At 42.6% G+C, this 22517-nt stretch carries 19 protein-coding genes; 7 read left to right on the forward strand and 12 right to left on the reverse strand.

All coding sequences use genetic code 11. The features are described from left to right. A partial coding sequence (locus AC1DV1_RS16760) for a transposase (protein ID WP_477361339.1) occupies window positions 1-116 on the forward strand: 116 nt, incomplete at its 5' end. 142 nt (window positions 117-258) lie between these two features. On the opposite strand, the gene AC1DV1_RS16765 is transcribed toward AC1DV1_RS16760, so the two are convergent. The 9 genes from AC1DV1_RS16765 to AC1DV1_RS16805 form a co-directional block, all read right to left on the reverse strand. After that, window positions 259-2697 (reverse strand): TonB-dependent receptor, encoded by a 2439-nt coding sequence (locus AC1DV1_RS16765; RefSeq protein WP_477361202.1) that lies wholly within the window; start codon window positions 2695-2697, stop codon window positions 259-261. Between the two features lie 243 nt (window positions 2698-2940). Next, a complete protein-coding gene (locus AC1DV1_RS16770) occupies window positions 2941-4662 on the reverse strand; it encodes a M56 family metallopeptidase (RefSeq protein ID WP_477361204.1) in 1722 nt (573 codons plus the stop codon). Between the two features lie 3 nt (window positions 4663-4665). After that, entirely contained in the window at window positions 4666-5055 is a 390-nt protein-coding gene (locus AC1DV1_RS16775; RefSeq protein WP_147052007.1) for a BlaI/MecI/CopY family transcriptional regulator, read from the reverse strand. Between the two features lie 488 nt (window positions 5056-5543). Next, window positions 5544-7517: a sialate O-acetylesterase gene (locus AC1DV1_RS16780; protein ID WP_477361206.1), complete on the reverse strand. Its 1974-nt coding sequence runs from the start codon at window positions 7515-7517 to the stop codon at window positions 5544-5546. Between the two features lie 151 nt (window positions 7518-7668). Continuing rightward, window positions 7669-9291 (reverse strand): alpha-L-fucosidase, encoded by a 1623-nt coding sequence (locus AC1DV1_RS16785; RefSeq protein ID WP_477361208.1) that lies wholly within the window; start codon window positions 9289-9291, stop codon window positions 7669-7671. A 74-nt stretch (window positions 9292-9365) separates the two neighbouring features. Then, a complete protein-coding gene (locus AC1DV1_RS16790) occupies window positions 9366-10895 on the reverse strand; it encodes a SusD/RagB family nutrient-binding outer membrane lipoprotein (protein ID WP_477361210.1) in 1530 nt (509 codons plus the stop codon). Window positions 10896-10912: 17 nt separating this feature from the next. Then, entirely contained in the window at window positions 10913-14362 is a 3450-nt protein-coding gene (locus AC1DV1_RS16795; RefSeq protein ID WP_477361212.1) for a SusC/RagA family TonB-linked outer membrane protein, read from the reverse strand. Window positions 14363-14380: 18 nt separating this feature from the next. After that, window positions 14381-15418 (reverse strand): FecR family protein, encoded by a 1038-nt coding sequence (locus AC1DV1_RS16800; RefSeq protein WP_477361214.1) that lies wholly within the window; start codon window positions 15416-15418, stop codon window positions 14381-14383. 73 nt (window positions 15419-15491) lie between these two features. Continuing rightward, complete coding sequence (locus AC1DV1_RS16805; protein WP_477361216.1) at window positions 15492-16118, reverse strand: RNA polymerase sigma factor; 627 nt, start codon at window positions 16116-16118, stop codon at window positions 15492-15494. Between the two features lie 167 nt (window positions 16119-16285). Here AC1DV1_RS16805 and AC1DV1_RS16810 point away from each other — a divergent pair, with 167 nt between their 5' ends. From AC1DV1_RS16810 to AC1DV1_RS16820, 3 genes are all read left to right on the forward strand, one after another. Then, a complete protein-coding gene (locus AC1DV1_RS16810) occupies window positions 16286-17221 on the forward strand; it encodes a helix-turn-helix domain-containing protein (RefSeq protein ID WP_477361218.1) in 936 nt (311 codons plus the stop codon). A 108-nt stretch (window positions 17222-17329) separates the two neighbouring features. Beyond that, entirely contained in the window at window positions 17330-18070 is a 741-nt protein-coding gene (locus AC1DV1_RS16815; RefSeq protein WP_477361220.1) for an SDR family oxidoreductase, read from the forward strand. 58 nt (window positions 18071-18128) lie between these two features. Continuing rightward, window positions 18129-18881, forward strand: coding sequence for a glucose 1-dehydrogenase (locus tag AC1DV1_RS16820; protein WP_477361222.1), 753 nt, complete (start codon window positions 18129-18131; stop codon window positions 18879-18881). 84 nt (window positions 18882-18965) lie between these two features. Here the strand turns inward: AC1DV1_RS16820 and AC1DV1_RS16825 are convergent, their stop codons facing one another. After that, the gene (locus tag AC1DV1_RS16825) at window positions 18966-19277 is read right to left on the reverse strand and encodes a hypothetical protein (RefSeq protein ID WP_477361224.1); all 312 of its coding nucleotides are present in this window, start codon (window positions 19275-19277) and stop codon (window positions 18966-18968) included. A gap of 269 nt (window positions 19278-19546) precedes the next feature. Between AC1DV1_RS16825 and AC1DV1_RS16830 the strand changes: the two genes are divergently transcribed. After that, window positions 19547-20260 (forward strand): SGNH/GDSL hydrolase family protein, encoded by a 714-nt coding sequence (locus AC1DV1_RS16830; protein WP_477361226.1) that lies wholly within the window; start codon window positions 19547-19549, stop codon window positions 20258-20260. Window positions 20261-20373: 113 nt separating this feature from the next. Then, complete coding sequence (locus AC1DV1_RS16835; RefSeq protein ID WP_477361228.1) at window positions 20374-20892, forward strand: DUF2306 domain-containing protein; 519 nt, start codon at window positions 20374-20376, stop codon at window positions 20890-20892. A gap of 9 nt (window positions 20893-20901) precedes the next feature. On the opposite strand, the gene AC1DV1_RS16840 is transcribed toward AC1DV1_RS16835, so the two are convergent. Further along, the gene (locus tag AC1DV1_RS16840) at window positions 20902-21108 is read right to left on the reverse strand and encodes a helix-hairpin-helix domain-containing protein (protein WP_477361230.1); all 207 of its coding nucleotides are present in this window, start codon (window positions 21106-21108) and stop codon (window positions 20902-20904) included. 114 nt (window positions 21109-21222) lie between these two features. Here AC1DV1_RS16840 and AC1DV1_RS16845 point away from each other — a divergent pair, with 114 nt between their 5' ends. Continuing rightward, the gene (locus AC1DV1_RS16845) at window positions 21223-21831 is read left to right on the forward strand and encodes a DUF2238 domain-containing protein (RefSeq protein WP_477361232.1); all 609 of its coding nucleotides are present in this window, start codon (window positions 21223-21225) and stop codon (window positions 21829-21831) included. Between the two features lie 115 nt (window positions 21832-21946). Here the strand turns inward: AC1DV1_RS16845 and AC1DV1_RS16850 are convergent, their stop codons facing one another. Next, window positions 21947-22312: a response regulator gene (locus AC1DV1_RS16850; RefSeq protein WP_477361234.1), complete on the reverse strand. Its 366-nt coding sequence runs from the start codon at window positions 22310-22312 to the stop codon at window positions 21947-21949. Window positions 22313-22517 lie beyond the last annotated feature (205 nt).

Raw genomic sequence — 22517 nt, forward strand, 5'->3', positions numbered from 1 at the left:
GAAATATCAAACAGAACCACGGGTTCCGACGCTTCATGCTCCGTGGGAAAGAAAAAGTAGCGATAGAATGGGGCTTACTTTCAATCGCACAAAACCTAAGAAAAAAAGCTGCCTAAAGGCCTTCTTTTCACTCGTTCTTAATCAATAATATTCGTTAGTTCGAAATCAACATCAAAAAACTACTTGAAATCGATTTATCCGCCGTAAAATAAAAAGACCGCATCATTTGATTTATGATACGGCCTCTTAATTCTTTTTTTAGTTCTTCACCCTGTTTTGCTCACTTTCGGCACCGTTTGCATCGTGTTTGCGCAAACCGGAAATTGTTTTGCCAAAGCGATAGCTTAACGATAATGCTAAGTTGCGGCTATCGCCAAGGTTTGTCCAATTGGCGCGGGTATTTGCCAGGTTATTGATAACGCCGCCACCATTGAAAGTATAAAAAATATCATTGGCCACCAGGCTGACGGTAAAGGACGGCGAAAACTTTTTAGATACCGACGCGTTAACACGACCCCTACTCACAGTTACAAACTGGGCGTTTGTTATTTTACTTTGATAACCGCCATCCAGTTGGGTTGTCCAATCATGCGGTAGTTTAAACTTGAATACCGGCCGTACAAAAAAGTATGTTCCCTGTGTGTTTAACGTGCCGGTATAAAACTCGCTTACCGAGTGTATATTGGAAACCCTTGAATACAAATGAAAGTTAAGCCATTTGGCAAGATCGAAACCCGCGTCGGCTGCGATACCCTTTACCGTTATACTGCCTAAATTGCCTGGCCGGCTATAGTAAATACCATTTAATATCTCGATAGTTTCGTTTACATCGTCCTGCGTATTGCTGTAGTTTAGGGTTACTGTAACGTTTTTCCAGTTATAGGCCAACTCAATGTTGTTGGTATACGATGGCTTAAGGAATGGATTACCGGTATAATAGGTAAACTTATCCAGGGGCGACAAAAAAGGATTTAAGTCCTCGTAATACGGCCTGTCAATCCGCCGTCCATAATTCAGGCTGATGCTTTGGCTGCCTGCTGTATCCAGCTTATATTGCAGGTAAACAGTTGGAAACAAACCATTGTAATTTCGCTTAAATGTTGAATCGGATTTTTGCACATTACCTAACTGGTGCCCGTTTGATGCGGTGTTTTCAAACCTCAACCCGGCCTGCGCCGAAAATCGTTTCCAATCTTTACTTGTATTAATGTAGGCAGCGTTTATTTGTTCTTTATAAATAAAGTGATTGGTTTTACCATAATCGGGGTTGGTTACATTGTTAATGGTATAAAAGTAGTTGGCAATATTATCGGTTTGGGTATTACTGATTTTAAGCCCGGCCTCCAGTTTAACGCCGTTATTTAAAGGGTGTGTATAATCTGTTTTGGCCGAGTAGATGTGAATATTTTCGGGCAGGTTACCTGTGAGCAGGTCGTTGCTTATCACTGTTCCATCCGGTAAATACCCGGTGTTTAAAAACGATTGCTTTGTGCTGTTATTGTAGTTCAAATAATCAAAGTCGACTGTAAGCTCCTGCCCTTTTTTGTTATACTGGTGGCGGTAATTAAGGTTTACATTGCCGTTCTTAAAGTTAATATGCTCCTTATTATCGGCTACAATAGTCGAATCCAAAACGTTGGCGGCATCAAGTAATTTGCTGGTATTACGGGTATTGATATCGCCGGGATTTAATAAGCCAAATATATTGATGCCGATTGTAGTTTTATCAGACACGTAATAGTCGGCCCCAAGCCTCAGGTTCAGGTTTTTTGTTTGCCTGCGGATAAATGAGTGTTGCAAAAAATTGGAAGCCGGGCTGCCATCATCGTTCAAAAAGTACCTGTTAATAACCAGGTCATTAAACGAATTAAAGGTGCTATAGGCCAGGTTGCCAAATACGTTGATTTTGTTGTCCCTGAAATTAAAGTTAAAACTATTGATGGTTTTGCCGTACTTGCCTTGGGTATAATTCATGTTAAGGCCACCGTTAAAGCCTTTTGCTTTATTCCTTTTGATGCGGATGTTGATTACTCCGCCGTTCCCTGCGGCATCGTATTTGGCTGGCGGGTTGGTCATTAATTCAACCTGGTCGATAGTTGATGCCGGTAACGAGCGCAGGTAGTTCTGCAGATCTACCCCTGATAAGTAGGTGGGCTTATCGTCGATATAAATCTTCACGCTGCCGCTGCCGTTAAGGCTGATCCCCCCATTCTGATCGACGATTACGCCCGGCGATTTATCAAGCACATCCATAGCCGTATTGCCACCATTACCAATCATGGCATCTACGTTTACAACAGTGCGGTCAATTTTGTGCTCAACCAATTGCTTTTGGCCAACAACGGCTACTTCTTTTAATTCTTTACCGGCAAGCTGCAAAATAATATCCGGTAGCACCATATCTTTTTCAAACGTAAAAGGTGCACTCTTATAATTTCGATAGCCTATCATGCTAACGGCCATCTTATACTGTCCGGCTTTTAAATTTTTTAAAACATAAGTCCCCATAACATCTGCCACACCTGTTTTTACCAGTGCCGAGTCTGTAACCTTATATAAGTAAACTGTAGCACCATCCAGCGGTTTGGCATCGGTGCTTTTAATTTTACCTGTTATCGTTATCAATTTTTGGGCGTTTACCAAAGTCGAGGCAATAGAAAGCCAGGCGGCTAAAAAAGCTGCAATTGTTAATTTCATATTGATGGGTGCTAAGAGGTTTCTTTTAGGTTGATCTGTTATTTAATCTTAAATATTTTTCAAATTTTGGGCATGGCAATACCCGTTCGCCTGTTTGGGGCGGGTTAAAATTCATGCAGTCAGGATAATTTAGTGTTAAGTCAACAGTACTAAGTCGTAAGCCTAAAGTTGATTTTTTCTTCTTTGACCTGGAACTAAGGCTTTTGGCTAAAGACTATCCGTCATTTTATCGATGACACGACACTAAGGCTTGTCGGTGGTGGTTACTTTGGTATCGGTATCGTAATTATTATACAACGTCCATTGGTTTTTGCCGGTAACGGGCACATACTTCTTCTTGTATTTCTGGAAAACATCATCCGGCTGTTTTACACCGTTAATGATCATTTCACTTTGGCTAAGTTTAAAAGAAACCTTAGGGGCATCAGCATCAATCAACCCGTCCTTTTTCAATTCGGCAGTAACCACCTCGCCTATACTTGGTTCGGTTGGTGCATGGTAAGGTTTATAATCGGCTTTGTACACTGACTTATAGTCTTGTTTATTATAGGGCTTGCTGCCATAACTATAAGCGTTATTTGCAGGCGCCGTTGGTTTTGTAGTTTGCGTTCTGCTTTGATTARTAGAATCGGCTTTTGCCAAGTCCTTTTGTTCATCAAGTTTGCTTAGTGTTCCAAGACCACCATGCAATCTGCCTAATTTACCTTTTAGGGTATCCAATGGTTTTGCTTTAGCAGGCGTATCTGCCAAAATCGGGGCAGTTGCCTTTAAAGACGCGGCAAGTGTTGCTTTTGCTTCTTTATTGTTTTCACCTGGTTTTAAATCAGCATGATGCGATGAGATATCTTCTTTAGGAAACAGCTCTTTTTTTACAGAAACAACCGCGTGTGATACCGTTTTGCTGGTATTAATCAACATTTTATCAATCCTTTTGGCATTGCTAAAAGCCATGGTGAGCAAGCCGGCGCTTAATAATAACACGGCCAAAACAGAGCGTTCGCGAATATTTAAACTTTTGTTATCGCCCGATGCCATGCGTTTAACCCTGTTAATCAACTGATAGCGCTTGCCGGGGAAAGCCATAGCGTAGGCCGGTGCCGATAGCTGGAACTCCTGGCAGCTTACCAGCGCCCTGATGTAGTTTACCTTGCTGCTTGTTTCCTGTACGGCTATATCATCGCAGCAGTTTTCCCGCTCGGTACGGATCAGGGCCGACAGCCATAGCACGGCCGGGTTAAAAAAGAAAATGATCTCGATGAAGCTTTGTAAAAGGTTTATCAAATAATCTCTCCGGCGGATATGGGCCAACTCATGTACCAGGATAGCTTCAACTTCGGCAGGCGGTAAGGCGGTTAACAAACCAACCGGGATCAGGATCAATGGTTTCAAGTGGCCAATCACCATAGGTACTTTTGCTATGCCCGATTCGGCAATGCCTATCATTTGCTTTATCCCCAATTTCTGCGACAACAAAGCAACCCGTTGTTGCCAATATTCATCAACCGTAAAAACAGACCTGCGCCGCAAGTGATGCAGGCCCTGTAGCCCGGCCAATAGCTGGAAGCTGCGCGCAAAAACCACCAAAAACCATACGAAAGCTATCGGTTGGACATGGGTGTTCACATAGTTTATACTCTTATCAATTACCGAACCTTGCGTAAACCCGGCTACCCCCAAAACAGGCAGATGCGGTGTTTGATTATTTGAATTGTAGCTGGCCGGTGATATTTTACCTGCTGCTGTTTGGTTAACTTCCCAAATGAATGTACCTATGGCCGTTAAAGCAAACAACATCAGTGCGCCTACCATTAACGTGTAGCGTTTTGCCGCTGCTTGCCTGCGGGTAAACACCAATATAAGGCTGGTGATTACAGCAAGTATAACGCCCTGCCACAACGAGTGCAGCAGCGTGTAGCTTAAGGCTGTGGTGAAGCCCTGGGGCAGTAATTCATTCAGGTAAGTCATGGTTTATTCCTCCAGTTTTCTTAAAATTTCTTTGATCTCCTGCAATTCCTGGTCGCTTGTTTTTTTGTTGCCCAGCAACTGCATTACCAGTTTACTTGCCGATCCTTTGTACATCGAATCAACAAACTTATCCAGCAAATGCGACTTGGTTTTTTGCTCTTCTTCGGCCACGCTGTAAATGTGCTTCATCTGGCTTTCGTCCCGGTTAAGGATACCTTTATCGGCCATAATCTGCATCAGCTTTAGCGTGGTAGTATAATTTACCTCTTTTTGCTTCAGCAGCTCATCATTAACCGCACGAACTGTTGATGGGCCTTTTTCCCATAAAACCTGTAATATTTCCAGTTCGGATTTTGTAGGTTCCAGTTGCTTGTTTTGTTGTGTTTCACTCATAACAATTCAAAGGTAGGAATATTTTCGTACGAAACAAATTTTAGGTAATAAATTTTTCGTACCTTTTGAAAAAGGTGTATAAATGTGCCAGGAAGTTTATAAAAATAAATGGCATGGTCGCACAAACAGGCCTTTGCTTGGTATGCTTCGACAGGCAACCCATGACATGTTTGAATTTTTGAAGTGCGCAGGCCTGTCACCCTGAGCCTGTCGAAGGGTCGCGCGGAGAGGCCTTTGCCCGCTATGCTTCGACAGGCTCAGTATGACAACGCTCTTTAGTATCTAATTTCCCCTTCAGAGTTTCCTTGTGCCACCTGTTTGGCCGGCAAAAGGACAAACATTTGGGTATGCTTAAGTTGTGTAAAACATCAGTTTAGTGTTAACCATGATAAAACACAAAATATTTATTATCAAACAGTTATAAAAATAAAATCCAAAATGTGTTAAGTTATGTTAACCCACTTTACATGAGTCGCCCTGCTCCTAAACTACTTCTTATTCAACGTAACACCCGGCCATTCATCAGTACGGAAGGGCGACGCAGGCAGACCCGCGGCATTGTACAAATTACATACCGGGTTAATTCCCCAGGCGTACCTAACTGCTACCGGGTTGCTTACCTGTGTACTGCTTACTACAACTTTATCGCCAACAATCACAGCATCCGCCCAATAAAATTTCTGGTCGGCACCGGCAATGGCAAACCCTTTTAGCGGCTGCCCGTCGGTGGTTTTAAGGCCGTCTCCAAATTTAAAGGAAAGCGTTACTTTATCATCTTTGATGGCATACTTTTGAAATATAGGCCCCGAATAATCAATTTTTTCACCATAGGTTTTAGCAAGGGCGGCCAATGCCAGCCTGCGTCCTACTTCCTGCTTGTTTTTTGGGTGAATATCGTACCCGCCCAAGTCAATAGCAACGGCCATGCCTGTATTTGGCAGCGAGCGTGTTTTAAGTTGGGCTTCCCGCAATTCGGCCCAATCTGAGGCTGAGGGCTGCGGTTCGGTGATGTAGTAATTGGCCAGTTGCACAAAATAAAAAGGGAAGTTACCCTCGCCCCACCTGGCACGCCAATCGTTGATCATGGTGGGGAACAATTGACGGTATTGATACGCCCTGCCCGAATTTGATTCGCCCTGGTACCAGATAGCGCCTTTAATAGCGTACTGTATAAATGGGTTAATCATTGCATTAAACAATACCGAAGGCCGGTTGGGGCTTTTAGGATCGGTTGGAAAAGGCGGCATGTTTTTCATGTTCATACCTATACGATACTGCCAGGCATTGTTTAACGGGATTTGCTGGCCATTATCATTAGCCAGGTATAGTAATTTGGCATCACTGTAAAGGCCTCCATTGCCCATGCCATCAAACACGCGGATGGTAATTATATTTTCGCCGGCTTTAACCAGGTTACCGGGTATGGTATACATCCTTGGCGTATTATAAACTGCGGTTTCGCCTACTTTTTCGCCATTGAACCAGGTGATATCGGCATCATCAACCGCGCCCAGGCTTAACTTAACAGGCTTGCCCGCCCAATCATCCGGAACAACTATTTTTTTATGTAACCAAATAACGCCATCAAAATTTGGCAAGGTTTTCTCCAAAATAGATGGCAAAACCATATCGTGCCATTTAGAAACATCCAGATCTGCCGCCAGCCAAACCGGCTTGCCCTGGTTATACCCCGAATCCTTTTCGGCAATAAGGCTTTGCCATTGCTGCGCCTTAAGCACATAAGCTTTTTGGGCTTCTTCTTTATTCTCTGTTTCAACGGTGGTTACAGGTTCAACAAACTCGGGCATAGTTCGTAAAGCAGTGCCGCTTGTCCAGGCCTCGGCAATAGTTCCGCCCCATGAGGTATGGATTAAGCCGATGGGTATATTTGTTTTACTATAAATTTCCCTTGCAAAAAAATAGGCAACCGACGAAAATTCGGCCACATTTTCGGGTGTGCAGGGCACCCACCCACCTTTGGTTACTTTTGCATCGGCCAAGGGTATACTGCTGGTTATATGCTCAACCTGCAACAAACGAATATTCGGGTAATTAGCCCCGGCCATTTCTTTTTCATAATTATTTATTTTTCCCCATCCCGCCACCGGCATTTCCATGTTCGACTGACCAGAGCATAACCACACTTCGCCTATCATCACGTTCTTCAACTCCAGCGCCTCTCCATCCGAAATGGTGATGGTAAAAGGCCCGCCATATGATGGGGTTCCAACTTTTATTTTCCAGTTTCCGTCGGGGTCAACGATGGTACTGTATTTTTTGCCAGACCAGGTTGTTGTTATCACTACCTTTTTACCGGCTTCGGCTTTCCCCCAAATAGCAGCTTTGGTTTTTTGCTGCAAAACCATATTATCGCTAAAAACAGATGGCAGGCTTACTTTGGCACTGCTTAACTGCGCAGCAACCAAAAATGAAAACACGGTTAACAATAATGATTTGAACATAACTTGATTTATGGGAGGTTTACTTTTCCTTGCGGATAAAAATAGCACCTTAATTCAAATTTTTTATCAATCGTTAACTTTATTACAAAACAACTGATTGGTATCGTGAAACCAATTCAATCCACCTACGATTAACCATCTGGCGTTTAGCTTATCTCAGCAATTTGTTCTCCCCCTCTATTTCCACGTTTTCCTGTTGTACTATGGCTTTATACTCATAGCTACCTTTCAGGGGTAGTGTAAGTTGAAAGCTGCCATCGGGCTTAATGGGCACCCAGGCGCTGGCAGTCCATTTACCGGCGTATAGGGTTTCAACCTGGCCACGGTAAGGCCTGTAATCAAAACGGGCCAGTTTAACCAAGGGTGTTTTGTAGTTTACTATCCGGCCTTTTAATACCACCGGGCCTTTCGCCAATGTAGTACCACCGGTTTCAACAATAACCGCTTCTTTAAAAGCGGGGTTTACATTATCCAGCTTAATAACAACCGGGTTTGGCCAGCGATGATCGTCATAAATACGTTGCGCTTTCACAACCGATACTTCCAATCCTTTACCTGTTTGGGTATACCTGCAGCTTACGTCATCACTTTTATATTCAATTACCTGGCTATTTTGCCCCAAAACGCTTATTCTGGTATCGGGCGTACTGATTGCCGAGCGAATAGTGAAAGTTTTACGCGTACCTTCCTTCCAGTCGGCGGCATCGGTTACTATGGCGTAAAGTGTATGCCCGTCTTTTTGGGTAAACCAAATATTTCCCTCTTTGCTTACAACCCAACTCCGAACATCGTCAATACATTCGCGGTTTATAAAATACCATGCCGACATTTCGCGCAACCGTTCTTCCTGTTCTATAGGTAGTTCGCCGTTAGGTTTTGGGCCAACGTTCAGTAACAGCGATCCGCCTTTAGCCCTGGCTTCTATCAATAAACCAATCAGCTGGCTGCCCGATTTATAACGCTCGTTAGTTGGCTGGTAGCCCCATGCGGTACCCATGGTAATGCATGATAACCATGGTTCGTTGATCATTGCCCCCGGCATAATCTGCTCGGGCGTCTTGATAGCCCCGCGGGTGATCAGCAAATCGGGCTGCAATTTCCAGCAGGTTTGCTTTACAATTTCTTTGGGGTCGCCATCAATAAAAAGCACATCTATTTTGCCGTATTTGGTCATCAGTTCTTCGCATTGCTGCCGGGTATAATCATCATAGGCTTTGCGGGTGGCTGCATCCATTTTAACATCCGTCCGGCTTATTGTAATGTGATGGTCATGCAAAAAACTAAAGTCTTCCGGCGAAAAATAAAAACCCACCTGTAGACCGACCTCGCGCGTGGCATCAACAAATTCTTTCAACAGGTCTTTTTTATAAGGAGTATGGGTGATATTAAAACCGGTAGTTTTGGTATCCCACATGCAAAAGCCCGAATGATGTTTAGTGGTAAAAACAATATACTTCATGCCGGCAAGCTTAGCCAATACAGCTATCTGGTGCGGGTCGAATTTTGATGGATCAAAGGTCTTCGGCAATTCGGTAAAATACCGGTTTACATAGTCATCACTTGCCCCTACCAGCGAGTGGCTGATAACCAGGCCCAACTGCCCATCCATACTAAAATGGATAAACAAACCCAAGCCTGTATTTTTAAGCCAAAGCTCCCGTTCGGGCTTGTTCAGGTTATAATTACTGGCATTATCGTCTTTCACCAGGTCGTTTTGTGCAATGGCTCCATTGCAACATATCACCAGCACTAACAAATAAAAATATCTCGTCATCAGTAAAAATTAAAAAAGGAAGGGCAACCAAACCCTTCCTTAAACCAATCTATCAATTTATTAACACGAATGCATTATTTGTCCCACCACATCCTTGTCAGGAACTCATCTGCACCCTGCCGCGCAATTGCAGCTGCGTACGATGCGGCATTAAGATTTTGCTCGGATATAGGGTACAACATCCTCCTGAATATTTTGCCGCCGGTGGCATTACCTACATAATTATTAGGCACCAAAGCCGGGTATCCTGTACGCCTGTAAGTAGCAAATACTTCCTGCGCATCCGGGAAAATACCAATCCAAAACTCAGTATATATCTGCGCCAGTTTTTGATCAAGGGTACCGGTAGCGTTAAAAGGATGGTAATTGATGTACGTATTAATCTGCACGTCGCTGATTGCACCTGCGCTGCCACCTATAACTGCCCACTGGCGCATGGAGGCTGCTATACCATTTTGATACAATGAAGCTGCTGTAGCAGTGCTATACCATCCTCTTGATGCTGCCTCGGCCAACAGAAAATAGCTCTCGGCTGCAGTAAATACCAGCCGCGGAGAATTCAAAAGTAATATCGTTTTTGGATTAGGTTCAGAGTAGGTCACAAAGTCGGCCGGTTTGGCGTTCAATCCTGACGACATCCCTTTTTGTATAGCTGATGTAGTATCGGCAGCCCCGCTATTGTACACAATTGATATTACGCCCAGCCGGGGGTCTTTATTGGCTTTAAGGTAGTTGATAAAAACATCCTGATATTTACCGCCTTCGGTATTGGTTGTTCCGTTCTGGGCAATATAGTCATTGTTCCACAGGTCATTTGCCATTGGATTTTTATTGATATCCTGGCCAGAACCAACATAAGGAACTTTGGCGATATCCGCATCGTTTAATATAACACCACCGGCAATAGCTTTAGTTGCCCATGATTGCGCCGAAGTTAAATCAACCTTGGTCATGCGCATAGCACACCTTAACATCAGCGAATAAGCGAATTTTTTCCATTTATCAGTGCTTCCACCGTAAATCAAATCGGCGGCGCCAAAAGTTGCTTTGCTGGCATCAAGCGATGTGGCAGCCTGGTCAAGTTCTTTCAGCATGTCGGCATAGATATCCTTTTGCGCATCATAGGCAGGCTTGTAAATTGATCCGTTATAACCTTGCGCTGCCTGGGAATATGGGATATCGCCATACAAATCAGTAAGCCTGCTAAAGCAATATACCCGCCAGATACGTGCCTCGGCAACCAGGTTAACCTGCGATGCATCAGTACCTGCCGCTTTAATTACTTCAACCAGCTCATTGATCTCGTTAGGATAAGCACTGCTGAACGCGGCTGCGGATTGCTGGCTTTGGGCTAAAACGTATTTACTGCCAAAACCGGCAACATCATTAAAGCTGGTGGTATACTGCATGGTACCCAATAAAAGATCGAGCATCCGGCTTGTGCCATCATATTCGGCTTTAGTGAATATATATTGAGGAACAGCTTTCGACGACGCGTTGGGGTTAACATTAAGGGTATCGAAATTTTTGGTACACGATTGTATAGCGATAATGCCGAGCATGACCAGTAAACAATGGGTATATTTTGTTATATGTCTTTTCATCGTATTCAACTTTAATATTAGAATTTAACTGAAAGGTTTACACCAAGAGAACGGGTACGCGGCAAACCAATGGATTCGAACCCCTGGGTATTGCTGTTGGTAAAACTTTCTTCCGGGTCGAAATTTTTTGTCTTTTTATAGATAGTCCACAGGTTACGTGATACCAGCGAGATACTTGCCGACTGAATATGCACGGCCTTTAAATCGATAGCAGGCAGATTGTATGATAATATAACCTGGCGAAGCTTAACAAAGCTGCCATCATGCAAAAACAAATCTGAATACGTTTTATAGTTGTCATAATAGGTACGCAGGCCGCTAACGGGTACCGTGCGGGTATACGGTGCCCCCTTTTGGTCAACACCATTTAGAACCAGGCCATTTTCGCGACCGGGCAATGTTGACTTCATCAAACCTAAACGGGTTGCATATACTTCCATTACCGAAAACACTTTGTTACCGAATTTACCGTCGAGCAGGAAGCTTAACGAAACCCGTTTGTATCTGAATTCGTTAGTTAAACCCATAGTAAGCGGCGCAACACTTTTACCAAGCGGGGCGTATGGTGCTACAACCGGTAAACCTGTAGTGGCATTAAAAACCACGTCGCCGGCACTGTTTCTTAACATATGGGTACCATATATGGTTCCGAATGACATTCCTTCGGTATTATTTAAAAGCCCCCAGTTGCCCACAGAATTTGCAAGCTGTATGGTAGATAAGCCCGGTGCAAGTTTTACTACCTTGTTATCATTATAAGCAACGTTGTAACTGGTATTCCAGGTAAAGTCCTTTGATTTTATTGGGCTGCCGTTCAGCAATACCTCAATACCTTTATTGCTTACCTCGCCTACGTTAAGGATTACATTGTTATAACCCGATGTTGATGATATGGCCGTATTAACAATATCATTTGTGGTTTTACGGTCATACACTGTAACATCCAACCCTAAGCGGTTTTGCAGCATTTGCAGTTCAATCCCTCCCTCTAAAGTTGTTGAAGTATAAGGTTTAAGGTTACTATTTGTAATATTATTGCTTGTTACGTTTTGTAAAGGCTGGCCCGCACTTGGCACGTTACTGTAAGTGAGGTTAATAACATAAGGATCAGGAGCGCCGCCGCCTACCTGGGCCCATGATGCCCTTAATTTTGCCAGGTTAAAAAGCTCTGGCAGTTTAACAGCATCCGAAAGGATGAAACTACCACCTACACTTGGATAAAATATGCTGTTGTTTTTAGCGCTAAGCGTCGAAAACCAATCTTTACGACCGGTAAACGATAAAAACAACAGGCTTTTGTAATCAAAATCGGCCGAACCGAATACCGAATTGGTTACTATTTGAGCATTATAAGGTGTGGTTGACACCGTAGAAAGATTGGTTGAGCTGTAAAAATAAGGTATCACAAACTGCGATCCGTTTAAGGTTTGCTGATTGGTGATATTTTTACGGCTGTTAACACCTCCTAATACCCCTACATTTAAATCACTGATGATTTTGGTTTTATAAGTAGCGGTTACCAGTTCATTTGTTTCAGATACATCCGATTTAATGGCCTGGTATTGCCCGTTTGGCACATAAAGCGTTCCCGTAGGCAGTACGTTAGAATAATTGTAGTTAAAAAAGTCTCTGCTTAGGGTAGCTTTAAATGTAAGGTCCTTTATAGGGGTATAAGAAACAGATCCCTGGCCAATAAAGCGGTTTTTAACATCGTCTTCCTTATACTTATTAATAACAAAGTATCCGTTTGATGCGATGGCCGCGTCATTCCAAACCATCTCATTGCCACTAGCATCGTATCCAGGTTTAAGCCAGCGTACATCAACCGTGTTGGCAACTTCAAGTGGTGTCCAGTTAGGATTACCTAAAGCATCGCCCGCACCTGTTCGGTTATGGCCGGTTTCAATATTGTATTGCGCCAGGGCCTCGATAGAGATTTTATTGCTTAGCTTGCTGGTTAATGCCAGGTTAAACGTCTTCCTATCGTAGGTTGTACCCGGCAAAATACCTTTACTGCTCAGGTCGGCTGCCGAGAAACGGTAAGTGATTGCCTCATTGCCGCCTAAAAATGCAAGACTATTGGTATAGGTACTCCCGGTTTGATAAAAGTTTTTAAGGTTATCTTTTTGAGCCGAGTACGGGTGTGTTTTACCATCAACGGCAACATAATCTGTCGAACCATCAATTTTTGAGCCCCATGAACGCCTGCCGGTTCCTTGGGCGGTTGCGAGCGTGGTTGGTTTTACACCGCCGTCTCCTTGCCCGTATTCATACTGGTAATCCGGAAAAACTGCTACATTATCATAAGTAGCGGTTGAATTAAACTCGATTCCTACTCCTTTTTGAATCCGTCCCTTTTTAGTAGTGATAAGGATAACACCATTTGCTGCCCGCGAACCATATAAAGCCGCTGCCGTACCTCCCTTTAACACACTGATAGACTCGATGTCATCAGGGTTTAAGGCAGCTATACCATCGCCACGGTCAACGTTATTGGTAATGCCGTTTACAGTTGGTGCGCCACCGGGTACACTGTTGTCAATTGGCATGCCGTTTACCACGTACAGCGGTTGGTTATCGCCTGCAAGGCCGCCATTACCACGTATAACTATCCGGCTTGAACCACCCGGACCTGTTGATAAACCAGCGGCGTTTACACCGGCTACCTTGCCAGTCAGCGCGTTAGCCACGTTATTTTCGCGGGCCTGGGTAAATTCTGTTCCTTTAACCTCGGTAACCGAGTAGCCTAATGATTTTTTTTGCTTACTAATACCAAGCGCGGTTACTACAACCTCGTTAAGCGTACTGCTATTCTGTTTCAATTTTATTTGAACAGGCGATGTTAAATCAGTTACCGTAACTTCCTCTTTATTATAACCAATATAAGCAACCAATAAGGTTAGTGGTTTCCCGGTAAATTTATCCGGAACTACCAGTTTAAAATTACCCAATACATCAGTTGATGTGCCAATTCTAGGATCGGCTTTCAGATATACCGATGCACCTATAACCGGCAAGCCGTCTTTTTCGTCAACCACCTTACCTATTAACACAGCGGCAACTACAGGCGCCGTATTAACGACAGTTTCTTTTACCGAATAAATAGAGATCTGGCTGTTACTGATTTTACGGTATTCCAGCTGAAAAAATGATAATAATTGTTTCAGGTTATCATCAAGGTTAAACTGCTTAGCGTTGTTAAATAAGCTTACCGGTATAAATTTATTATCCAGCAACCCTTCCTGGTAAGCAATTTGCACATTGAATTGCTTTTTGATATTTTCAAGCGCATCCTTCAACAGCACTTTATTTTCGGCAACCTGCTGCATGGCATAGCCCGGGGCTTTTGTATGAAACCTGTTATTGCTGGTAAGCGCCAGCTGGGCATAGCCGTAAACCGACTGGCCGAGCAACACCAACAAGAAACAGCAACATTTTAAAAAAGTTGAAAAGTCAAATTTTCGCATAAATGAGTTGTTTAGGGGTTAATTTTTTGTGATTGTGATGTTTTTGTCTGTTTGGGTGACCTTTACCGATAACGTAGTTGAGATTGTTTCCAAAAGTTCGTCAACGTTTGATACACTTATCTCTCCTTCAATTTTCAGGTTGGCAATAGCCGGGTCGGTATAATCAATGTGATATCCATAGTCGTCGGTCATGACCTCGCCGATTTGTGATAACGTAGCATTGTTAAAAAGTAATTGGTGGTTTGTCCACTGTGTTAATTTCTCGGGCACAGCAAGCTTCTTTTGGGTTACCACCTTCCGGTGGGCGTATTCCACATAATCGCCCGGCTTCATCACCAGCAACTTGTTGTTATGCGATGCCAGGTCAAGGTATTGGAGCATAATTTTACCGCTTACCAGGCCCACATTGGTTTTATTGTGCCTGTTACGTACATTAAAGGAGGTACCTAACACCTCGATATTAACATCGTTGCAATGCACAATAAATCTTTCGGTAGCTTTTATATGGCGGGGATCTTTATTAATATGTTTTACACTGAAAAAGCCTTCACCGCTAATCCAAACTTCTCTCGMCTTTTTATCCCAGTTGTTGGCGTACGATAATTTGGAGTTACCGTTAAGTATCACTATCGAATTATCGGGCAGGGTAACGGTACGCAATTCGCCAAAAGCGGTAACTACTTCATTTTTTGTGTTGTATTTCAGCATCCAGAAAGCTATCCCTACCGATGATACCAATAAGATCATGGCTGCTACACGCAGGAAGGTGTTTAAGCGGAATACTTTTTGTTTTACTGCTCTTTTACCGTGTAAAGTACCTTCAATACGGTTCCAAACTTTTTGTTGATTTGCTTCGTTTGTAAAAACATCCTGCTTACGGTAAGCTAATATAATTTGGGCAGCTTCATCAATAATTTCCATTTGAGCAGGATACATAGCTGTAACCGATTGCCAGAAGTTGGTGTTATTTTTAGTGGGGCTGATAACAAACTGAAGAAAATCGTCATCATCTAAAAAATCCTGTAGGGTATAAGTGCCGTATTTTGCAATCTCCATGCTATATAAGTTTCTGATTTAAACCTTATATACATGAGCATACGGGAATTATCCCTCCTAAATAAAAATAAATTTAATTTGAGTGAATATGGGTACCTAAACAACTGTAAAGGCCAATAACGATGACCAGTTTTGAAGTTTTTAGCGCACCCTGCAAGTTGTTGAATGCTTTATAAAGCAGTTTGTAGGTAGAGTTGATGTTGATTTCCATAATATCGGATATCTCTTCATAGCCCAGGCCTTCGTAAAAACGCAGATAGATGATTTCCTGCTGCCTGGCCGGCAAAGTTTTTACTACCGTTTTTATTTTATGCTGAAGCTCGCGTTCCTCTTCATTGGCAATAATCTGGTGATCAAAGGATATCTCGAACGAAAAATTATAATCGGTTTCCGATTCTAAATCGACAAAACGTGATTGTCCCTGCATTTTGCGAAAAATAATACCACGCAACGATTTATACAGGTAATTTTTTACCGATGCCGGCGTGCCAAGCGTTGCCCTGTTTGTCCAAAGTTTAATAAACAGATCATGAATAGCATCTTCAATAATGTTTACATCGCGGGTAAATTTGTAACCATAATTATTGAGTACTTTAAAATGGTTGTTGTAAAGTTGTGTGTAGGCATCCCAGCTGCCCTCTTTAAAGGCAAGCCATGTTGCAACATTGTCGTCGTAAATACCTACAATACTTTCGGACATAATTAAGCTAAAATCATCTACTTTTTAAAAAATGAATTTAAGTACAATGTAATAATTATAACAATCATTTTACATAAACTTTAAATTATGTTTATTAAAATTTTCATCGATGAAACTGAAACTATTAAATAGCCTGATTGCATTAACTTAGAGGCTGGCAGTTAACTATGAAAGACGAAGAGAAACTAATTTTTAACAATCTGAAAGAGCAATACATCCATTTTGGATTGCCCGCGGATAGCATTGATGATAAAACCGATTTTGCCATCCATAACCTTAAGGATGTGCATGCTACCMTGCCCTACCAATCGCTCATTTTCAGGCCTAACTTTTTCTCGTTTGTATTTGTTAAGAACGGATACGGCAAATATACTACCGACGAACTCGTTTTTGATACGGTACCTGGCACTATATATTTTACAAATCCGGGGCATTACAAATCATATAACTGGTATACGATAGAAGAAATATACCTGGTAACACTTAGCGAATCATTCCTGAAAGAAAATGTTCACCTGGATATTTTTGAAGAATTCCCATTCCTGCTTGCCGAAACTGTTCAGCCCCGCGTTTTGGCTGCCGATGCATTTTCGGAGTTTGAGCAACTGTACCTGCTGATAAATAAGGAGTATCAAAATCACAGTACCTACCGCAATCGTATCATCGGGAACCTGTTTGTGGTATTGCTGTTAAAAATAAAGGAATACTTTTGGAAGGACTATAACCCCATTTATGAAGGCAACCGCAGTTCGCAAATTGTAAAAGAGTTTAAACGACTGCTGGAAAAACATTACCGCGACCTGGGCAATGGCTTGATTGAAAAAGCATACCGGGTACAGGATTACGCCGATGCCCAAAGCCTGCACCCCAATTACCTGAGCAATGTTATCAAAATAAAAACCGGTAGGCCCATTGGTACCTGGATAACAGAAAAAACGATATCCGAGGCCAGGGCATTGCTGCAAAACTCAACTATATCTATTAAGGAGATTGCCTACCGGTTGGGCTTTTCGGAGTCGACCCATTTTAGCAATTACTTTAAAAAACACACGGGTCTGTCGCCGGTTTTATTCAGGAAACAGCACATAGCCGCCGCATCTTAGATATTTATATGTAATGCTTTAATATGTGTATCATTTGAGGTAACCCCAAGCCTCACCTTTGTTATGTCGAAACAAACAAGACATCAACATAAAATAACAAAGGAAACCATGAACACATTAGCAGAAAAAGTAATTTTAGTAACCGGAGCCTCAAGAGGCATTGGAGCAGCAGTAGCCCACAAACTGGCACAAGCCGGTGCAAAAGTAATAATTAACTACGCCGGCGGGCTTGAAGCAGCCACGCAAACCGTAAACTCCATTAAAGCAGCCGGCGGCGATGCTATAGCCCTGCAAGCCGATGTAAGCAAAGCCGATGAAGTAGCCGCGATGTTTGATGCCGCCATTGCCCACTACGGCAAAATTGATGTATTGGTAAACAATGCTGGCATCATGATAACCAAACTGTTGAAAGATACTACCGACAACGATTTTACCCGCCAGTTTGATATCAATGTTCGCGGCACGTTTAATACAATGCGCCAGGCAGCAACCAAGCTGGCCAATAACGGCAGCATCATAAATTTTTCATCAACAACAACCCGGGTAATAATGCCAACTTATGGTACTTATGTTGCCACCAAAGCAGCAGTTGAACAACTAACCCGCGTATTTAGCAAAGAGGTTGGCGCAAGAGGCATCAATGTAAACTCCGTATCTCCGGGCCCTACAAATACCGAATTGTTTACCAAGGGCAAACCACAGGAGGTAATTGACCGCCTGGCATCGCTTTCGGCCTTTAACCGCATCGGCGAGCCTGAAGACATTGCCAAAATAGTTGTATTCCTGGCCAGCGACGATGCCAAATGGATAAGCGCGCAAAACATTGGCGCAAATGGCGCAATGGCTTAAAATAGAGTCAAGAGATTAGAATCAAGAATTAAGACAAAAACGTCAAAAAATAGAAATCATGAACTCATTAAATAATAAGGTAGCATTAATAACCGGATCAGCACGTGGACTAGGGAAGGCTATAGCCGAGCGCTATGCCGCATTAGGCGCCGATATCGTAATCAATTATTCGCGGGACAAAGCATCGGCCGATGAAGTTGTTAGTAATATAGCCGCCATGGGTGCAAAGGTTATAGCGGTACAAGCCGATGTAAGCAAAGTGGCTGATATTGAAAGATTGTTTGCCGAAGCTAAAAAGGCATTTGGCAAAATAGATATTGTAGTGGCCAACGCAGGTATCGAGCTGGTAGAAACTCCGGTAGTTGATTTTACCGAGGAACAGTTTGACCGGGTATTTTCCATTAACACTAAAGGAACTTACTTTACAATGCAACAGGCAGCCAAAAATGTAGAGGATAATGGCCGTATCATTTACATAGCATCCAGCACCACATCATTTCCGGTACCAGGGATGGCTGTGTATGGCGGCAGCAAAACAACGCCACGTTACCTGGTTGATATATTATCAAAAGAGATAGGTCATAAAGGAATTACCGTTAACTCTATCATTCCGTTTGCGGTTGACCATTCGGGCATATTTGCCGAAGCGGGCAGTTACCCCGAATTAAGGAAACAATTGCTTGATAGCTGCCCGATGGGACGCCTGGCCGAAGTGGAAGACGTAGCCAACGCCGCTGAATTTTTTGCAAGCGACCTTTCGTCATTTGTTAACGGACAGCACCTGCTGGTAAATGGCGGTGCAACAAATTAATTAAACCACCGCACAGATCGTAAAAAAACTCCGCCTATTATAAAAGGGCAGAGTTTTTTATTGAATGATATTTTGGTTTAATTATTAAGAGGCCTTTGCCAGTTTGTAACCAGGTTCGGCAGTTAATGTACGCTTTACAGTTGGGATAGCAGGTTCCTGGTATTTTTCTTTCAGTTTTTTAAATATCTGGAAACTAAAGGCGTCCTTCATTGGTAAATTCCATTTGGCAATGGATGCCGGATGTAGTTGCAAACTATCAGTTTGCACCCTTAAATTCATGTGATTAATGTGCGTAAGGCCGGTAGTTTTATCGGTATCAAATATCACAAATGTATCAACTGTGTTGCCCCGCGCATCGGTGTAAATTACTGACTCATGTTCGTTAAAAGTTTTCATAGTGTTGGTAGATATATTTTGATAACAAGAAAACAAAGCAAAGGTTTTATAACTATTAATTAATTTAATTTTAAACAAACTTAATTAATTAAGGATACAGCATTAAAACCGTTATCCTTCATCAAAATAAAACAGTTCTTTTCGCATACCGTTGGCGCCCGCTTTGCAACACCTTTATATTACCTTACAGCCACATTTCATACACCTGACAATAGCTCAGTGCGGCGGAGATATTTCTGCTATTTTTGTTTAAACCGAAAAACGCAGTTATGAAACGTATTTATTCCCTGGCACTGGCTATTTTTTTTGCCATGAACCTGTTTGCCCAGCAAAGCAAACCTGATACCGCAAAAGAAGACTTTAAAGACGATTGGGCTGCCCTATCGCACTACAAAAAAGAAAACCAGCAGTTAGGCGAACCCAAACCCGGCGAAAAACGCGTGGTTTTTTTAGGTAGTTCGATATTTGAGTTCTGGAAGGCCAGGGTGCCCGAATTTTTTTCCGGCCGACCATATCTCGACCGCGGCATTGCCGGTCAAATTTCGCCGCAGTTGTTAATCCGTTTCAGGCAGGATGTAATTGATTTAAAAGCCAAAGCGGTTATTATACTGGCCGGCAGTAACGATATTGCCGCGAATACCGGGCATGTGAGCAACCAAACTATTATGGATAATGTACGCTCGATGGCCGAATTGGCTAAGCTGCATGGTATCAAAGTAATCCTTTGCCAGTACCTTCCGGTATTTGATTATCCATGGCGTAAAGGCCTTAAACCAGCCGATAAGATTATCAGCTTAAATAAAGAAATTAAGGCCTATGCCGAAGCTAATAACTTTACCTTGCTCGACTACTTTTCGCCACTGGTCGACGAGCGCAACGGGCAAAAGGCCGAATTAACAACCGATGGTGTACACCCCAATGTGGCAGGTTATAAAATTATGGCAAAGGTTACCGAAGAAGCCATAGCCAAAGCCTTAAAATAAACACTTGTTTTATAGCCGCTTGCAAATATAATGGCATTTGTGTAGTTTAGAACCACCGGTTGTACTACCGGCAGTTTTAAATACATTGCTACTTACCCTTAAAACATCACATTATGCCTAATCACCTGTCTCCACTCGGAATTTTCCACACTGCTATCAGTATCCTTGCCGTACTTGTTGCCCTTTATGCTTTATTTCGCCAGGGGAAAATCGACCCGAAAAGCGGTCCCGGTAAATTATATATCTTGTTTACTGTCATCGGTTGCCTTACAGCCTTGCCCATCATGAAAACCGGGCACTTTACCGCGGGTCATGGTTTGGCTGTTATCGTTTTAGCAGCGTTACCTTTGGGCATTTACGCCAAATCAATTAGTTTTTTAGGAAAATCGGCCGAATATGTACAGGTTTTCATCATGTCGCTCACCTTGTTTTTTTCCATGATACCGGCTACCATCGAAACCTTAACCAGATTACCCATCAGTCATCCGCTGGCCGCAGATCCTAATGATCCCGTGGCTAAAATGGGCTTAATGACACTTGTTGCCGTATTTGTAATCGGCGTTTTATACCAGTTATTGAAAATCAGGTCAAAAAGAAAAGCAGCCGGAACACCCGATGTTAATTTAAGCTGATAGCGCAATTTACGCTTGCCTAAACGCAATATTCCTTTCGGCCATTAATGCTTTAAGTATTTGCAGGCCCTTTTTGCCCGTGCCATGTAGTTTCATAAAATCAGCTTCGTGCCAGGCCGATAACTGGTTTATATCCGTTATTCCGGCGTTGGCTAAGGCGCGCTGTGCCGGGTTCGAAAGTTTATGCAATGGATTGCTGTTGTTCTTCTCTTTCATCTTCATTAGGTTTAATAATCAAATTTAACACCTGTATTTCTTTACAACACGGTACCGGCGCGACAAATTATCGGGTAGGTTGCGACTATCCGAAATTAATACCCATATTGTAACATGAAAAAATACTACCTGTTAGTGTTCCTGTTTTTTGCCGGCTTAATAGGCTCGGCCATATATCCGCATGATTATTTCACCTGGATATTGGAAGTTTTTCCGGCAATTTTGGGCTTTATCGCCCTGGTTTTAACATTCAACAAATTCAGGTTCAGCTATTTTACCTACATCATGATACTGGCGCATTGCTATGTTTTGTTTATAGGTGGCCATTATACCTACGCGCTGGTGCCACTGTTTGATTGGGTAAAGGACCTTTTTCACCAGGCGCGTAATAACTACGATAAAGTTGGTCATTTTACCCAGGGCTTTGTACCAGCCCTGATAGCCCGGGAATTATTTATCAGGAAAAATATTATCCAAAAACGCGGTTGGCTGGCCGTACTAACGGTTTGCGTTTGTACCACCATCAGCGTATTATATGAGTTTATAGAGTGGTTTGTATCCGTGGCTTCCGGTTCATCCGGCGATTCATTTTTAGGCACCCAGGGCGATATCTGGGATACGCAATCAGATATGCTTTTCGCGATGATTGGCGCAACCTGTATGGTTATATTTTTTGCAAAACTACAGGATAAGCAGATAAGGGATTTAGATTTGACAAAGTAAAGGCAACCACAGCTTATTTAATATTTAACCCTAACGGTTGCTATTATTAACGGGCTAACCAGTGTAGGTTGCTTAACATTGCCAGCCTCAAAAAGAAACTAAGCTTAACTACTAATTAAGCGGCGCGTTTTAAATAATGATCAACCAGGCGGGTTAAATCCGTAAGTTCAAACGGCTTGCTTAACCATGCGTCGGCACCGCACGCCTTAGCAATATCTGCCAAATCAGGATAACCGGAAATCAGGATAACAGGGATATGATAGGTTAAAGGGTGCTTTTTGATAGCAACACAAAGCTCGCTGCCAAAGCCGTCTTTTAGCTTATGATCAACCAATACCATATCTGGCATGTGTAATATAACACCCTTTATGGAGTTTTTATCAAAAGAGGCAACGGTTCGATAGCCCTCTTCATGCAGGATCATCTGTATCGCATCAGACAGATCTGCATCGTCTTCAACAACAAATATTTTTTTACTCATAGGTTTATTATAATAGATACACAAAGCTACATAAGTTAATTTGTAACCATCAATTATAAATTAACAATTTTAAACCCTAAGCAACCATTGTGTTCATTTTTTTACAATGTCATTATCAACAAACAGGTGGTAAAATATTTTTTAACAACCAAACAAATCCATTGCAATTTCCTTAAATAACTGACAATTTAAGTTTTTAATAACG

Source organism: Mucilaginibacter sp. P4_D1, assembly GCF_056401935.1.